Origin of the sequence: Microcystis aeruginosa FD4 (assembly GCF_009792235.1) — a bacterium.
GTDB classification, from domain to species: Bacteria; Cyanobacteriota; Cyanobacteriia; order Cyanobacteriales; family Microcystaceae; genus Microcystis; species Microcystis viridis.
Genome location: NZ_CP046973.1, coordinates 2,564,929 through 2,589,885, shown reverse-complemented (window position 1 = coordinate 2,589,885; position 24,957 = coordinate 2,564,929). Strand labels below are relative to the sequence as shown.

Sequence of the window (24,957 nt, the reverse complement as noted above, 5' to 3'; positions counted from 1 at the left end):
CGCCTAACGCACCCTACACTCTGAATACCGCTTTAAGACAGAGCCTTAGAAAAAGAGACTCTGGAGTTCTTGACATGATCGCCTTAGTATGCAGCGGCTTAAAAAGATTGTGTTCTGCACCAACAAAGACAAGATTAACTTATCTCTAGTGCAGTCAAACCCGATCACCCGAAGCCATCAAAAGTATCCAGGGTGCAGGAGTTGAACCTGCCTAGGACGAATTATGAGTTCGTTGCCTCAACCGCTCGGCCAACCCTGGGTTATACTAATAACTCATTATAGATCGGTAGTTACTCCGAACGTGAAAATCCAGCCCCACCAAGATGAAAAATTTTTCAATCAGCACCTCCTTGCAGTTAGGACTCCTTTTGATGGTAGCCATGTTAGCCGCCGGCTTCGGTAGCGGTTGGGTAGCCTATCAATTGGGAATCGCCTCCCTGAAGGGAGTCAGTCAACCGGATATCAATCCCGCTAAAAAGTTTACCAATGATCGCACCAGTTATGGTCGCAATCAAACTTTTATCCCCGTGAAGGAAGAAGAAGTAATTAAAAGAGTGAGAGTTTATATGCAACAACAGAAAAACAAACCGCAATCAAAGGATGAAACCAAAGGATAGACTTCAAAAAAGGCGAATTTTGCCTTTTCGCTATGGATAATCAGGATTTATTGACTCGTTTAATTTTAGTCTTTTTACTAATCGTCCTCAATGCTTTTTTCGTAGCGGCCGAATTTTCGCTTGTGTCTGTCCGTCGTACCCGCGTCAGTCAGCTAGTGGCTGCGGGAGATGTGCCAGCGCAGACGGTACAATCTCTACAAAGAAGTCTCGATCGCTTACTTTCCACTACCCAATTAGGCATTACCCTTTCTAGTTTAGCTTTAGGTTGGATCGGGGAGAGTACCATGACCGTTTTTGTGAGGAAATTACTAAGTTTTTTACCCTTTTCTTTAAACTGGCAAAATCTTCTCTCCCATGGTTTCTCTCTTTGTCTAGCTTTTTTAATCGTGGCCTATCTCCAGATAGTTTTTGGGGAACTTTATCCCAAATCCCTAGCTTTAATTTATGCCGAACCGATGGCGCGATTATTAGCAGCACCTATTGGCGTTATTTCCCGGATTTTTAAGCCTTTTATCGGTATTCTCAACCAATCAACTCGTTTTTTATTGGTTTTAACCCGTATTCCCGAAGTGGATCTACAGCGTTCTAGTCGGGTAACTTCCGAGGAATTACAATTAATTATCAGCATGGAAGGGGAATTAACGGGATTAGAAGCAGCGGAAAGGAAAATTTTAAATAACGTCTTCCAGTTTGGCGAAATCACTGCCGCGGAAATTATGGTTCCCCATAACCGTTTAATAGCTATTTCCTCGACCGCAACTTTTGAGGAATTATTGCTCCAAGTAGTTAACAGTGGCTATTCTTGTTATCCTGTGCAAGGAGATTCCGGTGATGATATTCGTGGTCTGATCGATTTTAAAGATTTAGCTTTACCCCTTGCCGAAGGTCAGTTAAATTTAAAAACTCCGATTAAACCTTGGTTAAAACCTGTGCGTTTTTTCCCCGAAACCACTCCTTTAAATGAATTACTGACAGTGATGCAGGAATCATCCTTAAAGATGGTTATCATTGTCGATGAATTTGGCAGAACAGCCGGTTTATTAACCCTAAAAGATTTAATCGGCGAGATTCTAGGAACTTTTACCCCTAGTGATCAATCAGGAATAGTGGAATATCAACTCCTCGATGAATCAACTTTTCTCGTACAAGCACAAATGAATTTAGAGGACGTGAACAAAGCATTAAATTTAAGTTTACCCTTGGCCGATGAATACCAAACTCTTGCTGGTTTTATCCTCCATCATTGGCAAAAAATACCGAAATTGGGAGAACAATTATATTACCAAAATTTAGAATTTACCATTATTTCTAAAGTAGGTCCTCGCTTGGAACAAATTAAGATTTATCGGCAACAACTATCCTCATGATATAAATAAGAAACAACTTTTCTCATTGCTCCTTCCTGATTGTTAATTGCGTCAATAGTCGCCCACTCCTGTCACCATGAAACACCTTTTGACACTCCTCCCCCTCAGCTTGGGATTAATTGCCCTCACCCCCGCAAATTTGCCCCTAGAACGCCTTGAAATCTCACAATTAGGAACATCTACGGGATACGACGAACGACTGCTAACGGACAAAAAAACCCTACTACAAGCGATCGATCATAGTTTACGTTATCTGAATAGCTCGGCAGCAATCCGCGCCTATCAAAACTATCCTATTCCAGAAATAACTCGTCAGCGAGTGCAGCGTTCCTTAGTACGTTTTCGTCAATTAGTGCAGAATTCTCCCACTCCCGCAGCTCTACAAAAGGCAGTTAAAAAAGAATTTATTTGGTATCGTTCTTTAGGTAATGATAGCCAGGGAAATGTTAAATTTACTGGTTATTTTCAGCCAATTTATCAAGCAAGTAGGCAAAAAAATGCCGAGTATAAATATCCTCTCTATCGCCGACCGTCTAACTTTTCTCGCTGGTCTAAACCCCATCCAGCTAGGGTAGAATTAGAGGGAAAAGATGGTTTACTGGGGGAAAATAGCCGTCTAGCGGGATACGAATTAGTCTGGTTAAAAGATCGCTTAGAAGCTTATTTAGTTCATGTGCAAGGTTCGGCAAAATTACGTTTACCTAATGGTCAAATTATGAGCATTGGTTTTGATGGCAATACCGAGCATCCCTACACAAGTCTGGGAAAAGAAATGATTGCTGATGGTATTTTTCCTGCCGAGGGTTTAACCTTACCAATGGTTTTAGATTTTCTCAAAAATAATCCCGAGCAATTAAAGAATTATATTCCCCGCAATAATCGCTTTATTTTCTTTCGAGAAACCCACGGCACACCTGCCACTGGTAGTATTGGAGTTCCAGTTTTACCAGAAAGATCGATCGCTACAGATAAAAGTATTTTTCCCCCCGGTGCTTTAGCAGTAATTGAGACAGAAATTCCCGAGGGAAATCTTAATAAAAAATTAGTTAGTCGCTATGTTCTCGATCAAGATACTGGCAGCGCAATTAAAGGTACTGGGAGGGTAGATATTTTTATGGGAACAGGAAAAAATGCTGGCGATCGAGCCGGTTTAATTAATACTCCCGGTCAGTTATATTATTTATTATTGAGGGAATAGTATAGGTATAATTAAGATACACTTCCCAGAATCAGTTATCGTACTTAAGTGAGAATTTTAAAAATAGAATGATGAAAAAAAACCTAAATATAGATTGGTCTGATTGTGGTCCAATTACCTTAGTAGTCGTGCAGCCGACTTCTTTTTGTAATCTCAATTGTGATTACTGTTATTTACCCGATCGCCATTTAAAAAATACCCTATCCTTAGATTTAATCGAGCCGATTTTTCAGAGGGTTTTTAGTAGTCGTTTTCTCCAAAATGATTTTACAATTTGCTGGCACGCGGGTGAACCCTTAGCAGTTCCCATTAGTTTTTATGAAAGTGCCTTTGCTAAAATTGCGGAAGTTAGCGAGAAATATAATCAGCAGGGTTACTGTTTTCGTCATTCGGTACAAACTAACGCCACTTATATTAACGATGCTTGGTGTCAATTATTTAAAAAGCATGATGTTTATGTGGGAGTCAGTCTTGATGGACCAGCTTTTATTCACGATATCCACCGGCAAAACCGCAAGGGAACTGGCAGTCATGCTGCGACGATGCGGGGGATTTCTTTCTTGCAAAAACATGAAATTGATCTGAGTGTCATCGCTGTTTTAACGGAAGATTCTCTCGACTATCCCGACGAAATTTTTAACTTTTTTTGGGATCATGGTCTTACCGATGTGGCTTTTAATATGGAAGAAACCGAGGGGATTCATTCACAATCTTCCTTAGATAAATTAGGCATTGAACAACGTTATCGCCAGTTTATCGCCAGATTTTGGGAGTTAGTCACGGCCAAACAAGGGGAATTTAAGCTGCGAGAATTTGAATCGATCTGTAGTTTGATTTATGCCGATGAACGCTTAGAAAATACCGATATGAACCGACCTTTTATGATTGTCAATTTTGATAATCAAGGTAATTTTTCCACCTTTGATCCGGAATTACTATCGATTAAAACCCAACCCTACGGTGATTTTATCTTTGGTAATGTTTTGACCGATTCCCTAGAATCTATCTGTGAAACTGAGAAATTTCAAAAAATTTACGCTGATATGCGCGGTGGAGTCGATTTATGTCGGCAAAAATGCGATTACTTTGGGGTTTGTGGGGGTGGTGCCGGTAGTAACAAATATTGGGAAAATGGTACTTTCAACTCCACAGATACTAAAGCCTGTTTATACCGGATTAAGTGTATCACCGATATAGTTCTCGATCGCCTAGAAAATTTATTAGAAGTTTAGGGGAGTGGGGTGTTAGGGTTTGGGGTGTGGGGTGTGGGGAGTTTTCTCAGTGAACTGATAACTGATAACTGATAACTGACTCCTATCTCCTGACTCCTGACTCCTGACTCCTATCTCCTGACTCGGAGATGATCGACTTCCCAAAACGAAAACTTCCTACCTCAATATTAAGTAGTCGTGCAAAATTAATTTCCTAGTGAAGATAGGCAAGAGGCAAGAGGCAAGAGGTGGTTAGATATGTGTAATTAATTTTGCTTAGGTACTTAAGATAACTGCTATAGCTTAGTTCTAGATTTTAAAAATTGCCTAGAGGATAATTTATACTTAAAATCAGCAACGCCCAAATATGAACCCTGACTCGAACTGGCAAACCTATCTCAGAAATAGTCAATCATCGGCATTATTCTCCCTTTCCCAAGAATTAACTAATAGATAAACAAGGGCAATTAACCAAATTGTATTTTGAAAAATTGACCAGTAAGGACTAGCTAAATTTTGAATACTTAGGGGAAGCCAAAGAGTTAATCCCACTAAAGACACAATAATTATATTTAAGCGAGATGGGTAACTAAAAGCTAGGGTTAGTAAAGCCAAGAGTAAAAAAACTAACATCAGATCGTCGTAGGGGCGATGATAGGTGAAAACCCGACCAATAACTGCAGCACAGGCAAACAGGGTTAATAGAGAAGTATGCTGTAATTTTTGGAAAATCACGATACCTAGAACTAGGCCAATTGTGGTTAATAAAACAAGAGTTATTTCTGTACTAATTCCGAATTTAATGATAATATTAATACTTGAAACACCATCATCTGCCACATATTTGATCTGATTTAAAAAGCTACCGATTACTTTCTCAAAGTTTAATCTAGTGGTGTGAGCGATAGCAAAAGTAGCCGAGATAATATAGACAAAAGCGAGAAGTACCGTTTTAAACTTTCTCTTAATTACTAAACTCAAAAGATAGGGTGCTGAGATGTTAGGTTTAACGAGAGCAATGCCCATAAATACCCCCGCTAGATAATTTTTATTGGCTTGTAATAACCAGTAAACAATTATTAATAAAGCATTGACAATTAAACCGTATTGCCCATTATTAAGGGTGGTACAGTTACTACTAATGGCCAGAGAAGTAAACACAAAAAAATAGGCAGCCATTCGGCCAAAAGGCAAACCTAATTGATAGGCAAAACGGCTTAAAATGCCCAGAGAAATCAGATTTAAAAAAACGTGATAGAAACGGGTTAAAGTCGAAGAAATGGGGGGAAACATGAAAAATCCCGTCAAAAAAGCCCAGGGTGGATAGCCACCGGAGCGAATTCTCCCCAATTCTGCATTAATATCGGCGGGATTCATGCGATAGGGGTAAATTCCCAGATAAATATACTGTTGTTCTTGCCAACGTTCTAATAAATCTCTGGCACCAGAGGGACTACTATCAAAAGCTAGGGTATAAAATCCTTTAGCTAAGTAGGCAACGGCCAGCCAAGCAAAAATAAGCGTAAGAATCGATAAAATTGGCTTTTTTTGGGCAAAAATTATGGCTTTGTTTAGGAACATACTTGGCAAAAATCAGCAACTCCTTGACAAGATAGCAAATCTGAGCTTTAATATACATTAAACTTGACCAAAAAACCGATGAATGAGTTTTTTAGTAATTCCTTAATTTCTATCATTATTCCAGTCTATAGAGGCGGACAAGCCTTTAATAACTGTTTAGCCAGCTTATCCACCAGTTTGCTCGCCCCCACGGAAGTTATTGTCGTGGTTGATGGAAATGATCCCCAATCCTATGAAACTGCGGTCAGTTTTGGGGCAGAAGTCTTACAGTTAGAAAGTAATCAAGGGCCGGCAGTGGCAAGAAATCAAGGGGCGGCCATGGCTAAGGGTGATATTCTCTTTTTTATGGATGCAGATGTGACTATTCATCCCGATACTTTAGCAAAAATCGCCCAAGTATTCCATCAAGATTCTACCCTAGCGGCGTTGATTGGTTCCTACGATGACCAACCCGGGGCGGTTAATTTTCTTTCCCAGTATAAAAACCTTTTTCATCATTATAATCATCAAATTGGTTGTGAGGAAGCTTCCACTTTTTGGGGAGCTTGCGGGGCGATTAAACGAGATATTTTCGAGAAAATGGGCGGTTTTGACGAAAGTTATCGTCATCCTTCCATTGAAGATATCGAACTGGGTTATCGTCTCAAAGCTCACGGCTACCGCATTCGTTTGTGCAAAGATATCTATGTTAAACATCTCAAACATTGGACTTTTACTTCTCTGTTAAAAGCAGATTTTTTCTATCGCGCCCTACCCTGGACAGAATTAATTCACCGTCAGCAAAATTTTGTCAATGACCTCAATTTACAATGGTCTAGCCGTTGGAGTGTTGTATTCGTTTATACGCTTTTATTTTTGCTGTTAGCCAGTTTATGGTATTTTCATTTACTTTTAGGCGTGGGTGTGTTAGTCTTGGGCTTAGTTCTGTTAAACTTACCTGTTTATAAGTTTTTCCAACAAAAGCGAGGATTAGGATTTGTCATATTAACCCTACCTTGGCACTGGTTATATTATCTCTACAGTGGTTTGGCTTTTGCCCTCGGTACAGGACGCTATTGGCTGAAACGTCTGGCTTGAGTTGACAGGCATTTTGACAAAATAAACGACAAATTCCTGATTCATAAAAACTATGACAACAGTAAATCAATTCAATTCTCCCCATACCGTCGTCATTGGTGGCGGTCCGGCCGGATTAACGGCCGCCTATTGCCTAGCCAAACACGGATTACATTCAATTGTACTAGAAAAAGGCGATCGAGTTGGGGGCATTTCTCGCACCGAAACCTACAAGGATTATCGCTTCGATATCGGTGGTCATCGCTTTTTTACCAAAGTTCCCGAAGTACAACACCTGTGGCGGGAAATGTTAGGGGATGATTTTATTAAAGTTCCCCGTTTATCACGGATTTACTATCAGGGTAAATTTTTTAGCTATCCCTTGGAACCGATGAATGCTGTCAGTAATTTAGGGGTTATTCAGAGTTTATTAATTGTTTATAGTTACTTCAAAGTCAAATTTTATCCTTTACCCGTAGAAGAAAACTTTGAACAGTGGGTGACTAATCGCTTTGGTCAACGGTTGTATCAAACTTTTTTTAAAAGTTATACCGAAAAAGTTTGGGGAATTCCCTGCACCCAAATTCGGGCAGATTGGGCAGCCCAACGTATTCAAGGATTATCCTTAAAGAAAGCTGTTATTAATGCTTTTTTTGGGGCAAATGATACCAAAACTTTAATTAAAGAGTTTGATTATCCGCTGCTTGGACCAGGGATGATGTGGGAACGTTTTCAAGAAAAGTTAGAAGCCCATGATTGTCCTGTGTGGCTAGATACGGAAGTTATTAAAGTTAAAAGAGACAGTCAGAAAATTACCAGTATTCTCATCAAAAAAGGAGAGGAAATAACCGAGATTACCGGCGATAATTTTATCAATACCATGCCGATTACTGCCCTAATGCACCGTTTAGACCCCTTGCCTCCTGAAAAGGTTCTCAAGGCTGCCCGTGGACTCAAATACCGTGACTTTTTAATCGTGCCAATTATCATCAATCAAGAGCATATTTTCCCCGATAACTGGATTTATATTCACAGTCACGAATTTAAAGTAGGACGGATTCAGAACTTTAAAAACTGGAGTCCGAAAATGGTTCCCGACCCCCAGAAAACTTGCTTAGGAATGGAGTATTTTTGTAGCGAAGGAGATGATTTATGGGAAATGAATAATCAGGATTTAATTAAACTAGCTAGTCAGGAAATAGTTAATCTTGGCCTCGTAGATGACATCAAAAAAGTGGTGGACGGGACGGTAATTCGCCAAAAGAAAGCTTATCCCGTTTATGACGACGAATACCAGCAACATCTACAGGTAATTCAAAACTATGTCGATAGTTTTGAAAATCTGCAATCTGTGGGCAGAAATGGAATGCACCGCTATAATAATCAAGACCATTCTATGTTATCGGCCATCCTAGCTGCTGAGAATATTATGGGGGCTAATCATAATCTCTGGAAAGTCAATACCGAGCGCTCTTACCATGAGGAATTTATGACGAAACCTAAACCCGAATCTATAGCGATGGCTTCCTAATTTATTCCTTAACCCAAATAATTATTGTCAGATTTTGGAGGAGTTATGAACCAAGATAAAACTGCACCGAAAGTTACCCTAGTTGTTGTTCCCAGAGAACGCTTTAGTTTTACTATGACTTCTCTGGAAAACATTTATGAAATGACCGATATTCCTTTTAACTTGGTCTATGTGGATGGGGGTTCACCTGCTCCCATTCGAGATTATTTGAAAAAACAATCCCAAGAAAAAGGTTTTGAGCTAATTCGGACAGAACATTATCTTATTCCCAATGTAGCTAGAAATATGGGCTTACAATGGGTAACAACTCCCTATGTGGTTTTTGTTGACAATGATGTGATTGTTTCTCCGAGATGGTTAACCCAGTTAATTCACTGTGCGGAAAGTACAGGTGCAACAATTGTCGGACCTTTGATGTGTCAGTATGAACCCGTACACAAAGAAGTCCATTTTGCAGGAGGAGAAGCCCATCTTTTTACTGATATTAAAGGCAGAGTGCGCTTACGGGAAAAAATGTATAAACAAGGTCATAAGGTAGAAAAACTGCTTCCTACCCTGACTCGAACTGAAACGGAATTGTGTGAATTTCACTGTATGTTAGTCCGCAGAGAAATTTTTGAAAAACTGGGTTATTTAGATGAAAAAATGCTCAATACTAAAGAACATTTGGATTTCTGTATGAATGTCCGCAACAATGGCGGAACAGTTTACTTTGAACCCCAAAGCATAGTGACTTATGTACCCGGAATTACCCTAAATTGGGCAGATATTGAGTTTTATATGCTGCGCTGGAGTGATGCTTGGGAATTGGGAAGCCTAAACCATTTGCGTCAAAAATGGCAAGTAGCTGAAGATATGTATTTTCGCCAAAAATATAAAGGTCTGGGATGGCGACGCAGAAAGACTATCTTACAGCCGATAATTAATTCTCTCACCTTCGGAATTAAAAATCGTCTTTTAAATAAACTATTAATGTATGGATTTTTTGCCCCGATTGAAAGGGTGATTAATCACTATTTAACCAGTCAATACGCGAAAAAGTGGTTCAATACTGATGATTCATCTTCATTCAATAATAATTCTTCAGAGCCTATATCTTTGTCCTTAACGTCTCGTAGCTAAGTATGAAGATTCTCCTAATGAATGACTATGGGACAGCTACTGGGGGAGCAGAATTACAAATGTTATCCCTCAGACAAGGACTCAAAGAGAGGGGACATGACGCTCGTTTATTCACCAGTCATTGTATTCCCGTTCAAGATAGTCCTTTATTAGCGGATTATCATTGTTTTGGCACTAATTCTCGTTTAGAGGTGGTACTAGAAACAGCTAACTTATCTAGCTACTTTCAGCTTAAAAAAGTTTTGCAAGATTTTAAGCCTGATGTTGTTCATGTTCGCCTATTTTTAACCCAATTGTCTCCCTTAATTCTTCCTTTGCTCAAACCTTTTCCTAGTGTCTATCAAACCGCTCTTTATCGTCCCATTTGTCCAGTCGGAACAAAGATGTTACCCGATGGTAGTCCTTGTTATCATCAGGCTGGGAAAGCTTGTTTAAAAATGGGCTGTGTTACCCCCCAATCTTGGCTATTTTTGATGGTACAGCGTCAATTATGGCTACGCTGGCGGTCTGCGTTTGATACCGTCGTCGCCTTAAGTCATCGGATGAAAGCTCGCCTAGAAGCAGAAGGGGTATCACCTGTACAGGTAGTTTATAATGGCGTACCCTTGAGAGAAATGCGTCCTCCTTTAAAAAATCTGCCAATTGTTGCCTTTGCTGGTCGATTATCCTCAGAAAAAGGGGTTGATGTTCTTATCAAAGCCTTTGCCAAGATAGTTCCTATTTTTCCTGAAGCTCAATTACTGATTGCAGGAGAGGGAAAAGAAGAAGGGAATTTGCGCCAATTAGCGGAAGCCTTAAAGATTAGCCAAAATGTGAAGTTTTTAGGCTATTTAACCCGCTCCGAGCTAGAAAATACCTTTAATTGTGCTTGGGTACAGGTGGTTCCTTCTATCTGGGATGAACCTTTTGGCAATGTCACCACGGAAGCGATGATGCGAGGTACGGCGGTGGTCGCTAGTGCAGTAGGCGCACAGCCTGAGATTATCGAGGAGGGAGTCACTGGGTTATTAGTTCCCCCCAATGATGAGGAAGCTTTATCAACGGCACTTTTATCTATTTTAAAAGAACGAGATTTAGCTGAAAAAATGGGGCAATTCGGTCGAAAACGGGCTATTGAGCGGTTTAGCGAAGATAGGCGAACTGAGCATTTTTTGGAAATTTATCAACAACTTCTAACGGCCAAAAGCATAAGAAACATTTGACAAGGAGGAATAAACGATGATTTATCCACAATATAAAATTATAAAAACTGCCTTATTAGTTGTCTGTTTAGCTATTATTTTCGTCGGTTCTACTAAACAATTTTGGCCGATAACCAGTTGGTCGCTATATTCTCGCTATCGTCCTTCATTTCCCTCATCTTCAGCTACTTCATTTCAAGTAATAGTATTCAGTAACACCAATCAAGTCTATGAGATACCCCTGAAAGATATTTTATCAGATGAACACCTAGATAAGCTGACCATGCCGTTAATTCAAAAAATTGTCGATCAAGATGAAAAAAATTCATCAAAAAAATCTCTGGTTAATTTAATTCAAAAAACTCTGCCAACTGTTGACATTAATAAGATTGAAATATGGGAATTACAGTGGACAGTAAATCCCCTATATCTTCCTCCTTTAGACCATGAACATCCTAAGCAAAAAGACTTAAGAAGCACCATAGTAATTGATGGATAAATAGCTTATCATATCAGGTTTATTTTATGTCAAAATTTTCTTGGGTTCAAAAACTTAATATCTCAATAGACAAATGGTTAACTTACCCCGAAAAAAATGCGGCTGGCCGACTTGGGCTTTTCCGGATTATCTTTGCTATTTTCTATCTTTGGTTCATGAGTTTTCATTCTGCTATTAAGTTAAGCTATGTACCAATTTCTTTGTCCAGAACTGAGTTTTTATTTACCTTTGACAATTTCTTAAAATTTCTTCCTTCCCAGACTTGGGTAGTCTTAGAAACCATTGTTGTTGCCTTATTGATTCTTTTATTTATTGGATATAGAGTTCGGATTGTAACCTTACTCTTACTAATTTTTGGAACTGTTCTGGAAAGCTTTTATTATAAATTAGCGAATGAAGACTCTACCGTTATGCTCGTTTTTTATATTCCTTTATTCATGTTTCTGAGTAATCGATGGGGGGATACTTATTCCCTAGATTCACTGTTAAAAAAACGTTCAGGACATATCCCTATTAATCCCTCTGATTCATCTCCTCCTTATAGTGTTCCAATTCGCAGTTTATTAGTGATTTTATGCTTATTGTGGTTCTTTACGGGAATGTGGAAAGCAATAGGAGGGGCTTGGTTTGGTTATCCACAACTAATGTCGAATCATATTCTGATAAGAAGCATCGAGTCAAGTCTTTTCAACTTACCCCTTAATCCTGTTTTATTTTGGGTAGCAAATCATCCTCTAGTGGCTTACGGTTTACAAGTCTTCATTGTTATTTTTGAAGTCCTCTTTATCTTAGCTTTGATTCATCCTAGATTGCGATATCTTTTTTTGTCTCTAGCCTTAATTTTTCACGCCATGAATGCCCTTTACTTTGTGATCACTTTTACGAACATCATAATTATTTATCTCTTATTTTTTGATTGGCAAGAATTGAGAGAAAGGCTGTTTCCATCTCCGATTAATCTGTTTACGGGTATTCCAGTTTTATGGCTTAAAGGAATAACTTTAGGATTAGCTGTCTTGTTGAGTATTCTCTGGAATGCTAATAATGGAATTAGAAATTTAATCAATTTTAGAGAATGGTTAAATTGGCACGGAATTTTCTATTTTGTACTTCCCTTAGCTATAATTTGGTTTTTTATTAATGTTTCAAAAATTATTCATTCACTGACAATAATGACCAAAACTAAAGTTAAGAAAAGATGAGTTAGTTAAGAATGTAAAAATTCATTAACAATTCAGACAAACCTTATTCAATCTCTAACCAAAGTTATCATGATGCTCAATCTACTTAAATCTACCTCTTTGTCCGAAAATAAACAAGGAACTCTCCCTGATTTTATTATTATTGGGGCAATGAAATCTGGAACAACTAGCCTACACTATTACCTCAACTGTCACCCAGAAATTTATATGTCACGGGAGAAAGAACTCAGGTTTTTTGTAGAGTCTAACAACTGGACTAAAGGTATTGAATGGTATAAATCTCAATTTATAGGTAACGCTAAAATCTATGGAGAAGCTTCACCTGCTTATACAAAATATCCCATTTTCAGAGGAGTTCCTGAAAGAATGCACTCTGTTATTCCTCATGCTAAATTAATTTATGTTGTTCGAGATCCCATTGAGAGAATTATTTCCCATTATGTTCATAGATATGCCAGTGGAACAGAGGATAGAACCTTAGCAGAAGCGTTGATGAATTTTAAAAATGAATCCTATAACTTTTATGTTTCTCGTAGTCAGTATTATCTGCAGATAGAGCAGTATCTACAGTATTATTCACCCAATAACATTCTAGTCATCTCCTCTGAAGAATTATCAAACATACCTCAAAAGACTCTACAAACTATTTTCAAGTTCTTAGAAGTGTCGGACAATCCTGAATTCATTAAATGTCAAAAAAAAATACATACATCTATTAAAAAACGGAGAAAAACAAAGTTAGGTAATCAGATTACAAGCTTACCGATTATGTCAATAATTGATCATCTTCCCTCTAGCTGGAAATACCATCTGAATAAGTTAATTTATTTTCCTTTTTCCACCCCCATCAAAAAACCACAGTTATCAAAGGATTTAAGGATTCGATTAATCGATTATTTACAAGAAGATATAAATCAATTACGCACTTTTACTGGGAAAGATTTTAATGAGTGGTGTCTTTAGAGTAGAGGAGCGAAAAAACTTCGGGATTCTTATTCATCTTTACTCAACTTTCTCCTAAGACCAATGAAAAAAATCAAAAAAGAAGATTCATTTTCTGAAAAATTAGCCAAACTACTAGATGCCATTCAATTATATCTGCCCTCCGCTTATGGAGGTTGGGAAAATAGAGAGCTTTGGCAAGATATTAATACCTATTGTTTATTTTTAGGTTATCCCCGAAGTGGACATAGTTTAATTGGTGCATTACTTAACGCTCATCCTAATATTGTTATTGCTCATGAATTGGGTGATTTAAAGTATGCCTACTTAGGGTTTAAACGAGAGCAACTTTATTATCTTTTGATGAAAAAAGCGGAATTATCAGCCGAAAAAGAGCGTAAATTGGGAGGTTATAATTATTATGTACCCAAGCAATGGCAAGGCAAATTTACTTCAATAAAGGTAATTGGGGATAAACAAGGAGAGGGAACAACCTTAAGGATTCAAGTCAATCCTCTTTCTTTAGAACGTTTACGTCAGACTATCAATGTTCCCATTAAATTTATTCATATTATGAGAAATCCCTATGATAATATTACTACTATGTCTAAGAAAACATCTAAGCTGGATTATGATTTATTAAAAAGTATTGATCACTATTTTTTTCTATGTGAGGCGATCACCCAACTTAAGACACAGCTTGCTCCCCATGAAATCTATGAACTTAAACACGAGTTATTTTTGGAAAATCCTCAAATTTATCTCAAAGCAATTTGTGATTTTTTAGGAGTTGAGACAACCCAAGAATACCTAGAAGATTGTGCTAAAATCGTCTATAAGTCTCCCAATAAAAGCCGTCACAGTATTGCTTGGAATCCTGAACAAATTGAGCAAGTCCAAACAAAGATTAATCAGTATTCATTCTTGTCAGGTTATACTTATGATAATTAATCGGATCTGTTTATAATTTTAAGGATAAGGATTATTTGTAAAAAATATGTTTCTTTTTCATTCTTTATAAACATCTTGGCGATGTCTAATTCTGGTGATTTTTATTATTTTATCATGATCATCTATTGTGTAAACAATGCGATAATCACCGACACGAACCCGATATAATTGATCTTCTCCTTGTAGTTTAACAACACCAGAGGGACGAGGTTCTTGCTGTAGTTGATCAAGACTTTCACCCACCCGTTGCTTAACCGAAGGGGGTAATTTTTTGAATTCTTTGGCTGCAGAAGTTTTAAATTGAATTCGATAATTATTCATTGAGTGTATTTTCTGTTTCTAATTCTTGTTTTAACTCATCCCAAGAAATTTCTAATTCATTTTCCCGACTACGAGAGACTAAAATATCTGAAAAATCTTCCCAAAGTTCTCCCCATTCTTCTAAGTCAATGAGGACAGCTTTCTTTTCACCTTTTTCATTAATTACAAAGTTAATTCCTTTCATAATTGTTTTAAAAACGGAACCGTATACCTAATTGTACCATAAATCTGAGATACTCCCATCAATAACTATTCCTCTTCTAAACCTAATCCTAACGCCTGTAAGCGTTCCGCTAGTCGGTCTGCACGTTTTTTCTCTTTATCCGCACGTTTTTTCTCTTTATCCGCACGCTGTTTTTCTTGACGCATTTGAGACTCTAACTCAACGGTTGTTAAAAACTTCTCTCCATCGGGACGATACAATTCTAAGCTTGATTCATTCCAGATAAAACGCACTCCTAAACGAGGACTTGTCCAGTCATTGATGGGGATAATTTCTGCTAAATTTTCTCCCTGTCTTTGCCATCCTTGTAAACGACAGCGCATCGGATTGTATAAATAGTATTCTTCTACCCTATAAGTGTCATAAAACTCCAATTTTCGACTCATTTCTGCTTTTGTATTCTTCGGTGATAGAATTTCAAAAACCACTTGAGGAGGGATATTTTCTTCCTGCCATTGACGATAGGAACCCCTCCGTCCTTTGGGACGGCCAAAAGCTACCATAACATCAGGAGCAACCGGTGAAACCAAAGTAGAACGCAGAGGATACCAGAGTAAATCTCCGGCAATAAACACCTTAGGGTCATCCGCAAAGATAATCTCTAAATTCTCCTTAATTTTGACAATCCACTCGTATTGTTCGGTATTATCTGCCATCGGTTGACCATCGCTATCTGGAAAAAGAAGATCGTCGTCAATATCAAGATAACTAACCATTGTCTTTTAATTTTAATAGATGGTTGTTTTCTGATTATAGCAAGATTTTGATCTATAATAAAGGCTGAAATTAAAATATATTAAAGATGAACATTAAAAAGAAAACTATTCAAGGCATTTTTTGGTCAGGACTCCAAAATTGGTGTAGTCAAGCGGGTTCATTTATAATATTTTTAATTCTCGCTCGTCTATTAACTCCAGAAGCTTTTGGTTTAGTAGCATTGGCTAATGTATTGATAAACTTCATGCAGATTTTTTTAAATCAAGGGTTTGCTCAAGTATTGATTCAAAAACAGGATTTAGAATCGCAAGATATAAATACAGTTTTTTGGACACAGGTATTTACGGGATGTCTTTTAACAACTATCACTTTTTTTTCTGCTATTTTAATATCTAAAGTTTTTCATCAACCCTCTTTAATTCCTATCCTACAAATTCTTTCGTTAGTTTTTATTGTTAATGCTTTTAGTCAAACTCAAGCATCTCTATTAAGACGTGATTTTAAATTTAAAGTCCTGGCAACTCGCTCTTTATTAGGAATCATCATTGCTGGTATCGTCGGTGTGGTCATGGCACTTTTAGGATACGGTGTTTGGAGTTTAGTCAGCCAACAGTTAACCTACGAACTTATGGGGGTTATTGTTCTCTGGACAGCCAGTAATTGGCGACCTAAATGGCAATTTTCTTGGATAACTTTAACAGAAATATTTTCTTTTAGTATCAATGTTTTAGGATATAAAATGGTGGAGTTCTTTAACCAGAAAACTGATAATCTATTAGTCGGTTATTTTTTAGGGGAAGTTGCCCTAGGTTATTATGCAATTTCCCATCGAATTTTAGAAGTAATGACCCAATTGTTAATCGGAACATTAAACCAAGTTGCTTTACCAACTTTTTCGCGCTTGCAAAAAGATTCTCAAGGGTTTATAGCCGCCTATTATCGAATCACTCAATTTACCAGCTTAATCGCTTTTCCAGTCTTTTTTGCCGTGATAATTCTCAGTCCAGAATTAGTAATTAGTTTATTTGGACAAAAATGGACTAATGCTATTCCTATTCTGCAAATTATCTCCCTTGTGGGAATACTTCGGGCGATTACTGTCTTTCAAAGGTCTGCTTTTGTTTCCCTCGGTCAACCCTTGCTACAATTTAAATTAGGTTTACTCAATGCCACTTTAAATGTTATCGCTTGCCTCATCGCCGTGCAGTGGGGCATTTTAGCCGTAGCCACAGCTTATGTCCTCAGTGATTATCTAGTTTTTCCCCTCGGACAATGGCTTTTAAGTAAATTAATTTCCCTTTCTTGGAAAACCTATCTAGCTCAATTTATCGCCCCCATTACTAGCACGGTTATAATGGGTTTAACGATTTTAATAACTCAACAATTACTCAGCCCTTGGTTAGAACCTCAAGGTCGTTTAATAATATGCTCCCTTCTGGGAATAACTATCTATACTGCCACCCTCCGCTTCGCTTTCCCCCAATTATTTTCGCAAATTTTTACCACGCTTAATCTCCTGCGAAATTCTCCTAAAACTAGCCGCAAATAAAGAAACTATTCAAGTTTATGATGACAGAAACGCCAATCACTTTTTCTATTATTATTCCCACCTATAACCGTCCCGAAAGACTCAAAACCTGCCTAGACTCTCTCCTAAATCTCGATTATCCTCCAGATAACTTTGAAATTATTATCGTCGATGATGGCAGTAATCAACCCCTTGATACCCTGGTTAACCCCTACCAAAATCAATTAAATTTAACTCTCATTCGTCAGAATAATTCAGGACCGGCTAAAGCCAGAAATACTGGTGCTAACGCAGCCCAAGGTGAATATTTAGCCTTTACCGATGATGATTGCACCCTTGATCAAAAATGGCTCTCAGCCCTTGAAAAAGGCTTCTTAGAAACACCAAACGCTCTCTTAGGAGGAAAAACGATCAACGCCCTGCCCAATAACCCCTATTCCACTGCTAGTCAACTATTGATCGATTACCTCTACGATTACTATAATCACCAATCCCAAAAAGTCCAGTTTTTTGCTTCTAATAATTTCGCCCTTTCTAGAGAATTATTCCAAAAAGTCGGACAATTTGATCTTAGCTTTCCCCTCGCCGCCGGAGAAGATCGAGAATTTTGCGATCGCTGGTTAGGGGCTAGTTATCCCCTAGTCTATATTGACGATGCGATCATTTACCATGCCCATCACCTCACCCTGACTAAATTCTGGCGACAACATTTTAACTATGGTTGTGGTGCTTACTATTTCCATCAAATTCGTTCTCGTCGTAATCAAACATCCCTGAAAGTTGAGCCATTAAACTTTTACTTTCAACTACTAACTTATCCATTTTTAAACCAATGTGAGCAAACATCAAAAGTATTCCTTTCTGGTTTATTATTAATCTCACAATTAGCCAATATTTTAGGTTTTTTTAAGATAAAATTGCAAAATATTTAGCTCAATAAATTGCCAAAAATAAAAAAATGAACCAGAATTCTTCGATTAAAATAGGTATAGATGGCAGTTTTTTATCAGGTCAAAAACGAGGTCATGCTCGTTATGCTTTTGAGCTTTGTCGTGAACTAGACACATATTTACCTAACGCCAATTTCTTTATTTAGGGCTTGCTGAATAAATCTAAAAACCTTGTTGGGTAAGACTTTTAGACTTTTTGTCAATCAAAAAGTAGCGGACTGGGAGTGATTAGGGGGAAAATCCCTGGACTTTTTCCCTGAAAATTAGGTAGTTGACCACCTGAAAATCGGTAAAACCCCACACCCCACACCCTACCCCCAAGAAAAACTTTTTGCCGCAAACCCTAAATACTATTTTTCCAAAGTAAAGATAGAGATGGTCATGCCTGCTACGAATAAAGAAAAATGGTATTATTCTTCTTCTAAACCTAATCCTAACGCCTGTAAGCGTTCAGCTAGTCGGTCTGCACGTTTTTTCTCTTTATCCGCACGTTTTTTCTCTTTATCCGCACGTTTTTTCTCTTTATCCGCACGCTGTTTTTCTTGACGCATTTGAGACTCTAACTCAACAGTTGTTAAAAACTTCTCTCCATCGGGACGATACAATTCTAAGCTTGATTCATTCCAGATAAAACGCACTCCTAAACGAGGACTTGTCCAGTCATTGATGGGGATAATTTCTGCTAAATTTTCTCCCTGTCTTTGCCATCCTTGTAAACGACAGCGCATCGGATTATATAAATAGTATTCTTCTACCCTATAAGTGTCATAAAACTCCAATTTTCGACTCATTTCTGCTTTTGTATTCTTCGGTGATAGAATTTCAAAAACCACTTGAGGAGGGATATTTTCTTCCTGCCATTGACGATAGGAACCCCTCCGTCCTTTGGGACGGCCAAAAGCTACCATAACATCAGGAGCAACCGGTGAAACCAAAGTAGAACGCAGAGGATACCAGAGTAAATCTCCGGCAATAAACACCTTAGGGTCATCCGCAAAGATAATCTCTAAATTCTCCTTAATTTTGACAATCCACTCGTATTGTTCGGTATTATCTGCCATCGGTTGACCATCGCTATCTGGAAAAAGAAGATCGTCGTCAATATCAAGATAACTAACCATTGTCTTTTAATTTTAATAGATGGTTGTTTTCTGATTATAGCAAGATTTTAATCGATAATAAAGGCTGAATTGAAATATCTTAATAGTAATTATGAATTGGGTATAAGGGAGTAAGAATTATGAATTATGAATTATGAATTGGGGAGATGGGGTGTGGGGAGATGGGGTGTGGGGAGATGGGAGAAAAAGCTGAAAAAGGTCTTAAGCGGCGGTTATATCTAGTAGAATCTATATTTATCAAAAAGTTAATTGACTAGAATCTATAAAGACGCTAGGATTGATGGTGACAAATAGTTGTTATTGAGAAGGGGATAAGAACTTGATACAGGCAACCCTGCACCAGTTAAGGGTTTTCGAGGCTACCGCTCGACACAGTAGCTTCACCAAGGCGGCCGAGGAGCTATTTATCACTCAACCCACCGTCTCAACCCAAGTCAAACAACTCACAAAAGCCGTGGGTTTACCGCTATTCGAGCAAATTGGCAAACGTTTGTTTTTAACCGAAGCGGGTCAGGAATTACTGTTCACCTGTCAAGAGATTTTTAATAAATTGGACAACTTTCAGATGAAAGTGGCCGATATTAAGGGAACTAGACAGGGAAAGCTGACTTTAGGCGTGATTACTACCGCTAAATACTTTGTGCCGCGATTACTGGGGGCATTCTGTCAACAGTATCCCGGTATTGACATCGCCCTACAAGTGACTAATCATCAGAAACTGCAAGAGCGAATGTTAAACAACGAGGATGACCTCTATATTCTCAGTCAACCGCCGGAAGAAGTGGAACTTTGTTCTCAGTCTTTCCTCGAAAATCCCCTAGTGGTGGTGGCGCGACGAGATCATCCATTGGTGGGTAAGAAAAATCTCCCCCTTGAGTCTCTTAACCAGCAACCTTTTATTATGCGCGAATCGGGATCCGGAACCAGGCAAGCGGTACAAAAATTATTTAATCTCCACGATATTAAGGTTAAGGTGCGCTTGGAATTAGGCAGTAACGAGGCGATTAAACAGGCTATTTCTGGCGGTTTGGGAATATCGGTACTATCTAAGCATACTCTCATCTCGGAAGGGGAAAACGGAGAATTAGCCATCCTCGACGTGGAACAGTTTCCGATTCAGCGCAATTGGTACGTTTGTTACTTGGCCGGAAAACAACTTTCCGTGATTGCTGATGCTTTTTTAAAATACCTGCTGGAAGCTAGTCAAACTATCCCGATTCATGCCCCGTTAAAAAATGGTCACAGCTTATTCGTGAGCCATTAAACCTTAAACTTTAATTCAGGATCATTTTTTTTCTTGAGGTGTTTATATGTTCGAGTCCTTCAGCCAGACTATCTGGTTGGTACCTCTTTACGCCTTCGCCGGCGCACTTCTCGCTCTACCTTGGTCTCCCGGTATTATCCGGCAAACCGGCCCGCGACCGGCCGGTTATCTGAACTTGATCATGACTTTCTTGGCTTTTTTCCATAGCCTTTTTGCTTTGATCGCCGTTTGGGGTCGTCCGCCTCAATCCATAGCATTTAATTGGCTAAATGCCGCAAATTTAAGCATATCTTTAGATGTGCAGATTTCAGCTGTTAATATTGGGGCGTTACTGCTAATTACCGGCTTAAACCTCGCCGCTCAGGTATATGCGATCGCCTATCTAGAAATGGATTGGGGTTGGGCAAGATTTTATTCTCTCGTCGCCCTCTTTGAAGGGGGTATGTGCGCCCTAGTTATCTGTAATTCGCTATTTTTCAGCTATTGTGTGCTAGAAGTTCTCACCCTCGGCACTTATCTGCTAATTGGTTTCTGGTTCAATCAATCTCTGGTGGTGACGGGGGCGCGGGATGCTTTTCTGACTAAACGGATTGGCGATTTAATCCTGTTGATGGGAGTAGTAGCCCTTTTACCCCTTGCGGGAACATGGAACTTTGACCAATTGGCAGAATGGGCGGCTACAGCCAATTTAAACCCCAATGTGGCTAATTTACTCTGTTTAGCCCTGATTGCTGGTCCGATGGGCAAATGCGCTCAATTTCCTCTACATTTATGGCTAGATGAGGCCATGGAAGGACCGATGCCAGCGACAATTCTGCGGAATACCGTCGTCGTTTCCACTGGTGCTTGGTTATTGGTGAAATTAGAGCCGGTGCTACAATTATCGCCCTTAACCTTGCAGGTGATGACCATTGTTGGCTCTGTTACTGCCATCGGTGCGGGGTTAATTGCGATCGCCCAGATCGATGTCAAGCGCTCCCTTTCCTATTCCGTCAGTGCCTACATGGGACTGATTTTTATCGCTGTTGCCACCGGACAAACGGAAACCGCTTTAGTGTTGCTCTTTACATACGCGATCGCTATGTCCCTGTTAGTCATGGTGGTGGGTAACATCATTTGGAATAATATCAGCCAAGATTTAAGCCAATACGGCGGTTTATGGTCCCGTCGTCCCGTTTCTGGTCTTTGTTATCTCGTCGGTGCCGCTAGTTTAGTCGCACTGCCTCCCTTTGGTGGTTTTTGGGCATTAGCGCGCATGGGCGATCGCCTCGCAGAAGTCAGTGGTTTACTGTTATTAGTGCTATTGTTGGTCAATGCTTTAACTGCTTTTAGTGTCACTAGAGAATTTTGCGTTTTCTTTGGCGGTAAAATCAAACCGATGACCCTGCGCTCTCCAGAAGCTCTTTGGCCCTTAGTTATCCCCATGACTGTGACCATGGGTTTCGCCCTTCATCTGCCGATTTTATTGGCGCAATGGCATTTATTACCAAGTAACTTAAATCTGGGAGTGGCTTTTCTCTTGGTACTTTCCACTGCTGCTGGCGTAATTCCGGCAGCATATATTTATCTGAATGAAAATATCTCCAAACCGATCGTTTTTCAACCGAAAGCCGTTCAAGATTTCTTTGCCAACGACCTTTATACAGCCCAATTGTATAAAGTTACCATCGTTTTTGTGGTCGGATTAATCTCGCAAATTATTAACTGGATCGATACCTTTCTGGTGGATGGTATCGTTAACCTAGTGGGATTAGCCACGGTTTTTGGTGGTCAGAGTTTGAAATATAACGTCTCGGGACAGACCCAATTTTACTTTCTGTCGATTATTTTGGGAGTGGCTTTGATTGGTATTATCATTTGTTGGCCGTTACTATCACAAATTTCTCTAGTTTTCAGTTAAAGATTTGATAACTTAGGCTTTTCTTTAGCATCCCCGGCCCTGATAATAGGATTTGTCCTGATTAATGGAAACAACTACCGATGTTCAATACCTCTCGTCGCCAATTAATCCGTTATGGGGGTGGTTTTTTGGGAACTGGTCTGGCCGCTACTATTTTAGGCTCGCAATTGTCCCAAACTAACGCCCAAACCGCTGTTAATTCCCAGCCATGGCTAACTGCTCAAAATAAAGGATTGAACCCCGACCAAGCTTTGACTATGCTCATGGAAGGCAATCAACGTTTCTGGGAACGAAGACAAAAAAGTCCTAATCGCGATCAAGGGCGACTCACAGAAGTGGCCGAAAGTCAAGCCCCTTTTGCGGCAATTTTGGGCTGTGCCGATTCTCGCGTACCGGCGGAGATCGTTTTTGATCAAGGATTAGGGGATCTGTTTGTTTGTCGGGTAGCGGGAAATTTAGCCACTTCCGAAGAAATTGGTAGTCTAGAATTCGGCACGTTGGTGTTAGGAGCTAAGGTAATTGTTGTCCTCGGTCATTCCCGTTGTGGAGCGGTAAAAGCCACCATTGAAGGGGGTCGTTTCCCCGGACAAATCGGTCGTTTAATCGATGGCCTACAGGTGGGAGTTGAGCGGGCCGAAAGACAACCCGGTTCTAACAAACTTGAGCGAGCGATCAAAGCTAATGTTAATTATCAAGTAGAGAAATTAGGCAAATCCCCAGTTATCGGTGAATTAGTGGACGGCAAACAATTAAAAGTTGTCGGAGCCTACTATGATCTCGATAGCGGCAAAGTAAGTTTAATTTAGTCAATTCCCGATTAGTCATCGTGTTGGTTGGCTAATCGTTTTCTCATCCCAGTCATTATAAATTCGCTCGATCCCAATATGCTCAGTACCCTGCTTTGGTTGCCAATAATTGGAGCAATTATAGTCGGTCTTTTCCCCGATAAATTCGCCCCAGCAAAATTACGTCAAATTACCCTCTTTTTTGTTGCCGCCGTCCTCCTTTGGTCTTTATATCTGCTGACCCAATATAACTTAACCAGCAATGGCTTTCAATTTTCTGAATACCGCGAATGGGCAAAACCAATCGGTTTAAGTTATAACCTCGGAGTCGATGGTTTGTCCTTACCGTTAATTATTTTAAACTGTTTCTTGACAGGAATAGCTATCTATAGTAGCGAAGAAAAAATAGAGCGTCCCCGACTTTATTACATCCTAATCCTCCTGATTAACGCCGGGGTTTCTGGGGCATTAATGGCCAAAAACCTGCTGCTGTTCATCGTTTTCTATGAACTAGAATTAATCCCCTTTTATCTGATGATTGCTATCTGGGGAGGCGAAAAACGTGGCTATGCTTCGATTAAATTCCTTCTCTACACTGCCGTCTCCGGGTTATTAGTCCTAGCGGCATTTTTAGGCATAGGTTTCCTCAACGGCGGCACTTTTGACTATTCTTCCCTCTCGACCGCCGATTTCTCCCAAAAAACCCAGTTACTGCTCTTAACTCTGCTGTTAGTGGGATTTGGCATCAAAATTCCCCTCGTACCTCTCCATACTTGGCTACCGGATGCCTATACGGAAGCTTCCCCCGCTACAGCAATTTTATTAGGTGGTATCCTCGCTAAACTCGGTACTTATGGCTTAGTTCGCTTTGGTCTGCAATTATTCCCCGAAACTTGGTCTTTAATCGCCCCCGGACTGGCAATTGTCGGCGTTATTAGCGTTATTTACGGGGCCTTGAGCGCTATTGCCCAAAAAGACATTAAACGCATGGTGGCCTACAGTTCGATCGGTCACATGGGCTATATACTGGTAGCAGCCGCCGCCGGCACGGGTTTAAGCGTCCTTGGTGCCGTCGCACAAATGATTAGCCACGGTCTGATTCTCGCCCTTTTATTCTATCTGGTGGGCATTGTCGAACGCAAAGCCGGAACCAGAGATTTAGACGTTTTAAACGGTTTAATGAACCCAATTCGCGGTTTACCCCTGGTTAGCGCCCTGTTAATTCTCGCTGGTATGGCCAGCGCTGGTATCCCCGGATTAGTGGGATTTGTGGCGGAATTTATCGTTTTTCAGGGTAGTTTTTCCCGTTTTCCCGTGCAGACGGTTCTCTGTATCATCGCTTCTGGTTTAACGGCGGTTTACTTTGTTATCCTCCTTAATCGCACCTGTTTTGGTAAATTGGATAATAAACTTGCCTACTATCCCAAAGTCTTGAAATCGGAAACTATTCCCGCTTTTGTCCTAATGGTATTAATCGTCTTTTTAGGCATTCAACCCAATTATTTAGTCCGTTGGATTGAACCCACCACTAACTCGATGGTTGCCAGCTTATCGGGAGAAGCAAAACCTAGTTTTGTCTTTAAAAAATCTCCGCAAAAGTCCTCAAAAACCAACTGGTTGAATCGGGGTAAATTTTTGAGTAATAGTTAGTTATCCCCTGCTGTTTCCGAATTATTGTAACCGTTCCTAA

General features: G+C 39.5%; 23 protein-coding genes and 1 tRNA gene. 18 read left to right on the top strand and 6 right to left on the bottom strand.

The genetic code is table 11. From position 1 onward, the window contains the following. Positions 1–186: 186 nt before the first annotated feature. Positions 187–259, bottom strand: a tRNA-Ile gene (locus GQR42_RS13185). A 64-nt stretch (positions 260–323) separates the two neighbouring features. Here GQR42_RS13185 and GQR42_RS13180 point away from each other — a divergent pair. The 4 genes from GQR42_RS13180 (at position 324) to grrM (ending at position 4,414) form a co-directional block, all read left to right on the top strand. Next, positions 324–617: a hypothetical protein gene (locus tag GQR42_RS13180; RefSeq protein ID WP_158200309.1), complete on the top strand. Its 294-nt coding sequence runs from the start codon at positions 324–326 to the stop codon at positions 615–617. Positions 618–649: 32 nt separating this feature from the next. Next, the gene (locus GQR42_RS13175; protein ID WP_158200308.1) at positions 650–1,984 is read left to right on the top strand and encodes a hemolysin family protein; all 1,335 of its coding nucleotides are present in this window, start codon (positions 650–652) and stop codon (positions 1,982–1,984) included. 76 nt (positions 1,985–2,060) lie between these two features. Beyond that, the gene (gene mltA / locus GQR42_RS13170; protein WP_158200307.1) at positions 2,061–3,182 is read left to right on the top strand and encodes a murein transglycosylase A; all 1,122 of its coding nucleotides are present in this window, start codon (positions 2,061–2,063) and stop codon (positions 3,180–3,182) included. 71 nt (positions 3,183–3,253) lie between these two features. Next, positions 3,254–4,414, top strand: coding sequence for a cyclophane-forming radical SAM/SPASM peptide maturase GrrM/OscB (grrM, locus tag GQR42_RS13165; protein ID WP_158202472.1), 1,161 nt, complete (start codon positions 3,254–3,256; stop codon positions 4,412–4,414). A 387-nt stretch (positions 4,415–4,801) separates the two neighbouring features. Here the strand turns inward: grrM and GQR42_RS13160 are convergent, their stop codons facing one another. After that, the gene (locus GQR42_RS13160) at positions 4,802–5,974 is read right to left on the bottom strand and encodes a glycosyltransferase 87 family protein (RefSeq protein WP_233271387.1); all 1,173 of its coding nucleotides are present in this window, start codon (positions 5,972–5,974) and stop codon (positions 4,802–4,804) included. A 78-nt stretch (positions 5,975–6,052) separates the two neighbouring features. Here GQR42_RS13160 and GQR42_RS13155 point away from each other — a divergent pair, with 78 nt between their 5' ends. From GQR42_RS13155 to GQR42_RS13120, 8 genes are all read left to right on the top strand, one after another. Then, positions 6,053–7,051, top strand: a complete 999-nt coding sequence (locus GQR42_RS13155; RefSeq protein WP_158200305.1) for a glycosyltransferase family 2 protein — start codon at positions 6,053–6,055, stop codon at positions 7,049–7,051. 52 nt (positions 7,052–7,103) lie between these two features. Beyond that, positions 7,104–8,561, top strand: coding sequence for an NAD(P)/FAD-dependent oxidoreductase (locus GQR42_RS13150; protein WP_158200304.1), 1,458 nt, complete (start codon positions 7,104–7,106; stop codon positions 8,559–8,561). 45 nt (positions 8,562–8,606) lie between these two features. Continuing rightward, a complete protein-coding gene (locus tag GQR42_RS13145) occupies positions 8,607–9,683 on the top strand; it encodes a glycosyltransferase family 2 protein (protein WP_158200303.1) in 1,077 nt (358 codons plus the stop codon). 2 nt (positions 9,684–9,685) lie between these two features. After that, positions 9,686–10,885 carry a glycosyltransferase family 4 protein gene (locus GQR42_RS13140; protein ID WP_158200302.1) on the top strand — a complete coding sequence of 400 codons (1,200 nt, stop codon included), beginning with the start codon at positions 9,686–9,688 and terminating at the stop codon, positions 10,883–10,885. A 16-nt stretch (positions 10,886–10,901) separates the two neighbouring features. Further along, positions 10,902–11,363: a hypothetical protein gene (locus GQR42_RS13135; protein ID WP_158200301.1), complete on the top strand. Its 462-nt coding sequence runs from the start codon at positions 10,902–10,904 to the stop codon at positions 11,361–11,363. A 26-nt stretch (positions 11,364–11,389) separates the two neighbouring features. Further along, the gene (locus GQR42_RS13130; protein WP_158200300.1) at positions 11,390–12,565 is read left to right on the top strand and encodes a hypothetical protein; all 1,176 of its coding nucleotides are present in this window, start codon (positions 11,390–11,392) and stop codon (positions 12,563–12,565) included. A 69-nt stretch (positions 12,566–12,634) separates the two neighbouring features. Next, positions 12,635–13,528, top strand: coding sequence for a sulfotransferase family protein (locus GQR42_RS13125; protein WP_158200299.1), 894 nt, complete (start codon positions 12,635–12,637; stop codon positions 13,526–13,528). Between the two features lie 63 nt (positions 13,529–13,591). Beyond that, a complete protein-coding gene (locus GQR42_RS13120) occupies positions 13,592–14,458 on the top strand; it encodes a sulfotransferase family protein (protein ID WP_158200298.1) in 867 nt (288 codons plus the stop codon). Positions 14,459–14,515: 57 nt separating this feature from the next. Here GQR42_RS13120 and GQR42_RS13115 read toward each other — a convergent pair whose 3' ends face one another. From GQR42_RS13115 to GQR42_RS13105, 3 genes are all read right to left on the bottom strand, one after another. Further along, positions 14,516–14,779, bottom strand: a complete 264-nt coding sequence (locus GQR42_RS13115; protein WP_158200297.1) for a type II toxin-antitoxin system RelE family toxin — start codon at positions 14,777–14,779, stop codon at positions 14,516–14,518. After that, a complete protein-coding gene (locus GQR42_RS13110; RefSeq protein ID WP_158200296.1) occupies positions 14,772–14,963 on the bottom strand; it encodes a hypothetical protein in 192 nt (63 codons plus the stop codon). The genes GQR42_RS13115 and GQR42_RS13110 overlap by 8 nt, the downstream gene beginning before the upstream one ends. Positions 14,964–15,028: 65 nt before the next feature. Then, positions 15,029–15,718 carry a Uma2 family endonuclease gene (locus tag GQR42_RS13105; protein WP_158200295.1) on the bottom strand — a complete coding sequence of 230 codons (690 nt, stop codon included), beginning with the start codon at positions 15,716–15,718 and terminating at the stop codon, positions 15,029–15,031. Between the two features lie 86 nt (positions 15,719–15,804). Here GQR42_RS13105 and GQR42_RS13100 point away from each other — a divergent pair, with 86 nt between their 5' ends. Both GQR42_RS13100 and GQR42_RS13095 read left to right on the top strand, forming a co-directional pair. Continuing rightward, positions 15,805–17,268 carry a lipopolysaccharide biosynthesis protein gene (locus tag GQR42_RS13100; RefSeq protein ID WP_158200294.1) on the top strand — a complete coding sequence of 488 codons (1,464 nt, stop codon included), beginning with the start codon at positions 15,805–15,807 and terminating at the stop codon, positions 17,266–17,268. A 17-nt stretch (positions 17,269–17,285) separates the two neighbouring features. Further along, positions 17,286–18,179, top strand: a complete 894-nt coding sequence (locus GQR42_RS13095) for a glycosyltransferase family 2 protein (RefSeq protein ID WP_158200293.1) — start codon at positions 17,286–17,288, stop codon at positions 18,177–18,179. A gap of 428 nt (positions 18,180–18,607) precedes the next feature. Here GQR42_RS13095 and GQR42_RS13090 read toward each other — a convergent pair whose 3' ends face one another. Further along, positions 18,608–19,318: a Uma2 family endonuclease gene (locus GQR42_RS13090; protein WP_158200292.1), complete on the bottom strand. Its 711-nt coding sequence runs from the start codon at positions 19,316–19,318 to the stop codon at positions 18,608–18,610. 319 nt (positions 19,319–19,637) lie between these two features. Between GQR42_RS13090 and GQR42_RS13085 the strand changes: the two genes are divergently transcribed. The 4 genes from GQR42_RS13085 (at position 19,638) to GQR42_RS13070 (ending at position 24,917) form a co-directional block, all read left to right on the top strand. After that, positions 19,638–20,582 carry a LysR family transcriptional regulator gene (locus GQR42_RS13085; protein ID WP_158200291.1) on the top strand — a complete coding sequence of 315 codons (945 nt, stop codon included), beginning with the start codon at positions 19,638–19,640 and terminating at the stop codon, positions 20,580–20,582. 46 nt (positions 20,583–20,628) lie between these two features. Further along, entirely contained in the window at positions 20,629–22,482 is a 1,854-nt protein-coding gene (locus GQR42_RS13080; protein ID WP_158200290.1) for an NAD(P)H-quinone oxidoreductase subunit F, read from the top strand. Between the two features lie 80 nt (positions 22,483–22,562). Next, positions 22,563–23,288, top strand: a complete 726-nt coding sequence (locus GQR42_RS13075) for a carbonic anhydrase (protein WP_158200289.1) — start codon at positions 22,563–22,565, stop codon at positions 23,286–23,288. Positions 23,289–23,366: 78 nt separating this feature from the next. After that, the gene (locus GQR42_RS13070) at positions 23,367–24,917 is read left to right on the top strand and encodes an NADH-quinone oxidoreductase subunit M (protein WP_158200288.1); all 1,551 of its coding nucleotides are present in this window, start codon (positions 23,367–23,369) and stop codon (positions 24,915–24,917) included. The last annotated feature ends 40 nt before the right edge of the window (positions 24,918–24,957 follow it).

Bases quoted from the DNA above. Each gene is read 5' to 3' on its own strand.
- GQR42_RS13180 (WP_158200309.1), top strand. From the start codon at position 324: ATGAAAAATTTTTCAATCAGCACCTCCTTGCAGTTAGGACTCCTTTTG.
- GQR42_RS13175 (WP_158200308.1), top strand. From the start codon at position 650: ATGGATAATCAGGATTTATTGACTCGTTTAATTTTAGTCTTTTTACTA.
- mltA (WP_158200307.1), top strand. From the start codon at position 2,061: ATGAAACACCTTTTGACACTCCTCCCCCTCAGCTTGGGATTAATTGCC.
- grrM (WP_158202472.1), top strand. From the start codon at position 3,254: ATGAAAAAAAACCTAAATATAGATTGGTCTGATTGTGGTCCAATTACC.
- GQR42_RS13160 (WP_233271387.1), bottom strand. From the start codon at position 5,974: ATGTTCCTAAACAAAGCCATAATTTTTGCCCAAAAAAAGCCAATTTTA.
- GQR42_RS13155 (WP_158200305.1), top strand. From the start codon at position 6,053: ATGAATGAGTTTTTTAGTAATTCCTTAATTTCTATCATTATTCCAGTC.
- GQR42_RS13150 (WP_158200304.1), top strand. From the start codon at position 7,104: ATGACAACAGTAAATCAATTCAATTCTCCCCATACCGTCGTCATTGGT.
- GQR42_RS13145 (WP_158200303.1), top strand. From the start codon at position 8,607: ATGAACCAAGATAAAACTGCACCGAAAGTTACCCTAGTTGTTGTTCCC.
- GQR42_RS13140 (WP_158200302.1), top strand. From the start codon at position 9,686: ATGAAGATTCTCCTAATGAATGACTATGGGACAGCTACTGGGGGAGCA.
- GQR42_RS13135 (WP_158200301.1), top strand. From the start codon at position 10,902: ATGATTTATCCACAATATAAAATTATAAAAACTGCCTTATTAGTTGTC.
- GQR42_RS13130 (WP_158200300.1), top strand. From the start codon at position 11,390: ATGTCAAAATTTTCTTGGGTTCAAAAACTTAATATCTCAATAGACAAA.
- GQR42_RS13125 (WP_158200299.1), top strand. From the start codon at position 12,635: ATGATGCTCAATCTACTTAAATCTACCTCTTTGTCCGAAAATAAACAA.
- GQR42_RS13120 (WP_158200298.1), top strand. From the start codon at position 13,592: ATGAAAAAAATCAAAAAAGAAGATTCATTTTCTGAAAAATTAGCCAAA.
- GQR42_RS13115 (WP_158200297.1), bottom strand. From the start codon at position 14,779: ATGAATAATTATCGAATTCAATTTAAAACTTCTGCAGCCAAAGAATTC.
- GQR42_RS13110 (WP_158200296.1), bottom strand. From the start codon at position 14,963: ATGAAAGGAATTAACTTTGTAATTAATGAAAAAGGTGAAAAGAAAGCT.
- GQR42_RS13105 (WP_158200295.1), bottom strand. From the start codon at position 15,718: ATGGTTAGTTATCTTGATATTGACGACGATCTTCTTTTTCCAGATAGC.
- GQR42_RS13100 (WP_158200294.1), top strand. From the start codon at position 15,805: ATGAACATTAAAAAGAAAACTATTCAAGGCATTTTTTGGTCAGGACTC.
- GQR42_RS13095 (WP_158200293.1), top strand. From the start codon at position 17,286: ATGATGACAGAAACGCCAATCACTTTTTCTATTATTATTCCCACCTAT.
- GQR42_RS13090 (WP_158200292.1), bottom strand. From the start codon at position 19,318: ATGGTTAGTTATCTTGATATTGACGACGATCTTCTTTTTCCAGATAGC.
- GQR42_RS13080 (WP_158200290.1), top strand. From the start codon at position 20,629: ATGTTCGAGTCCTTCAGCCAGACTATCTGGTTGGTACCTCTTTACGCC.
- GQR42_RS13075 (WP_158200289.1), top strand. From the start codon at position 22,563: ATGTTCAATACCTCTCGTCGCCAATTAATCCGTTATGGGGGTGGTTTT.
- GQR42_RS13070 (WP_158200288.1), top strand. From the start codon at position 23,367: ATGCTCAGTACCCTGCTTTGGTTGCCAATAATTGGAGCAATTATAGTC.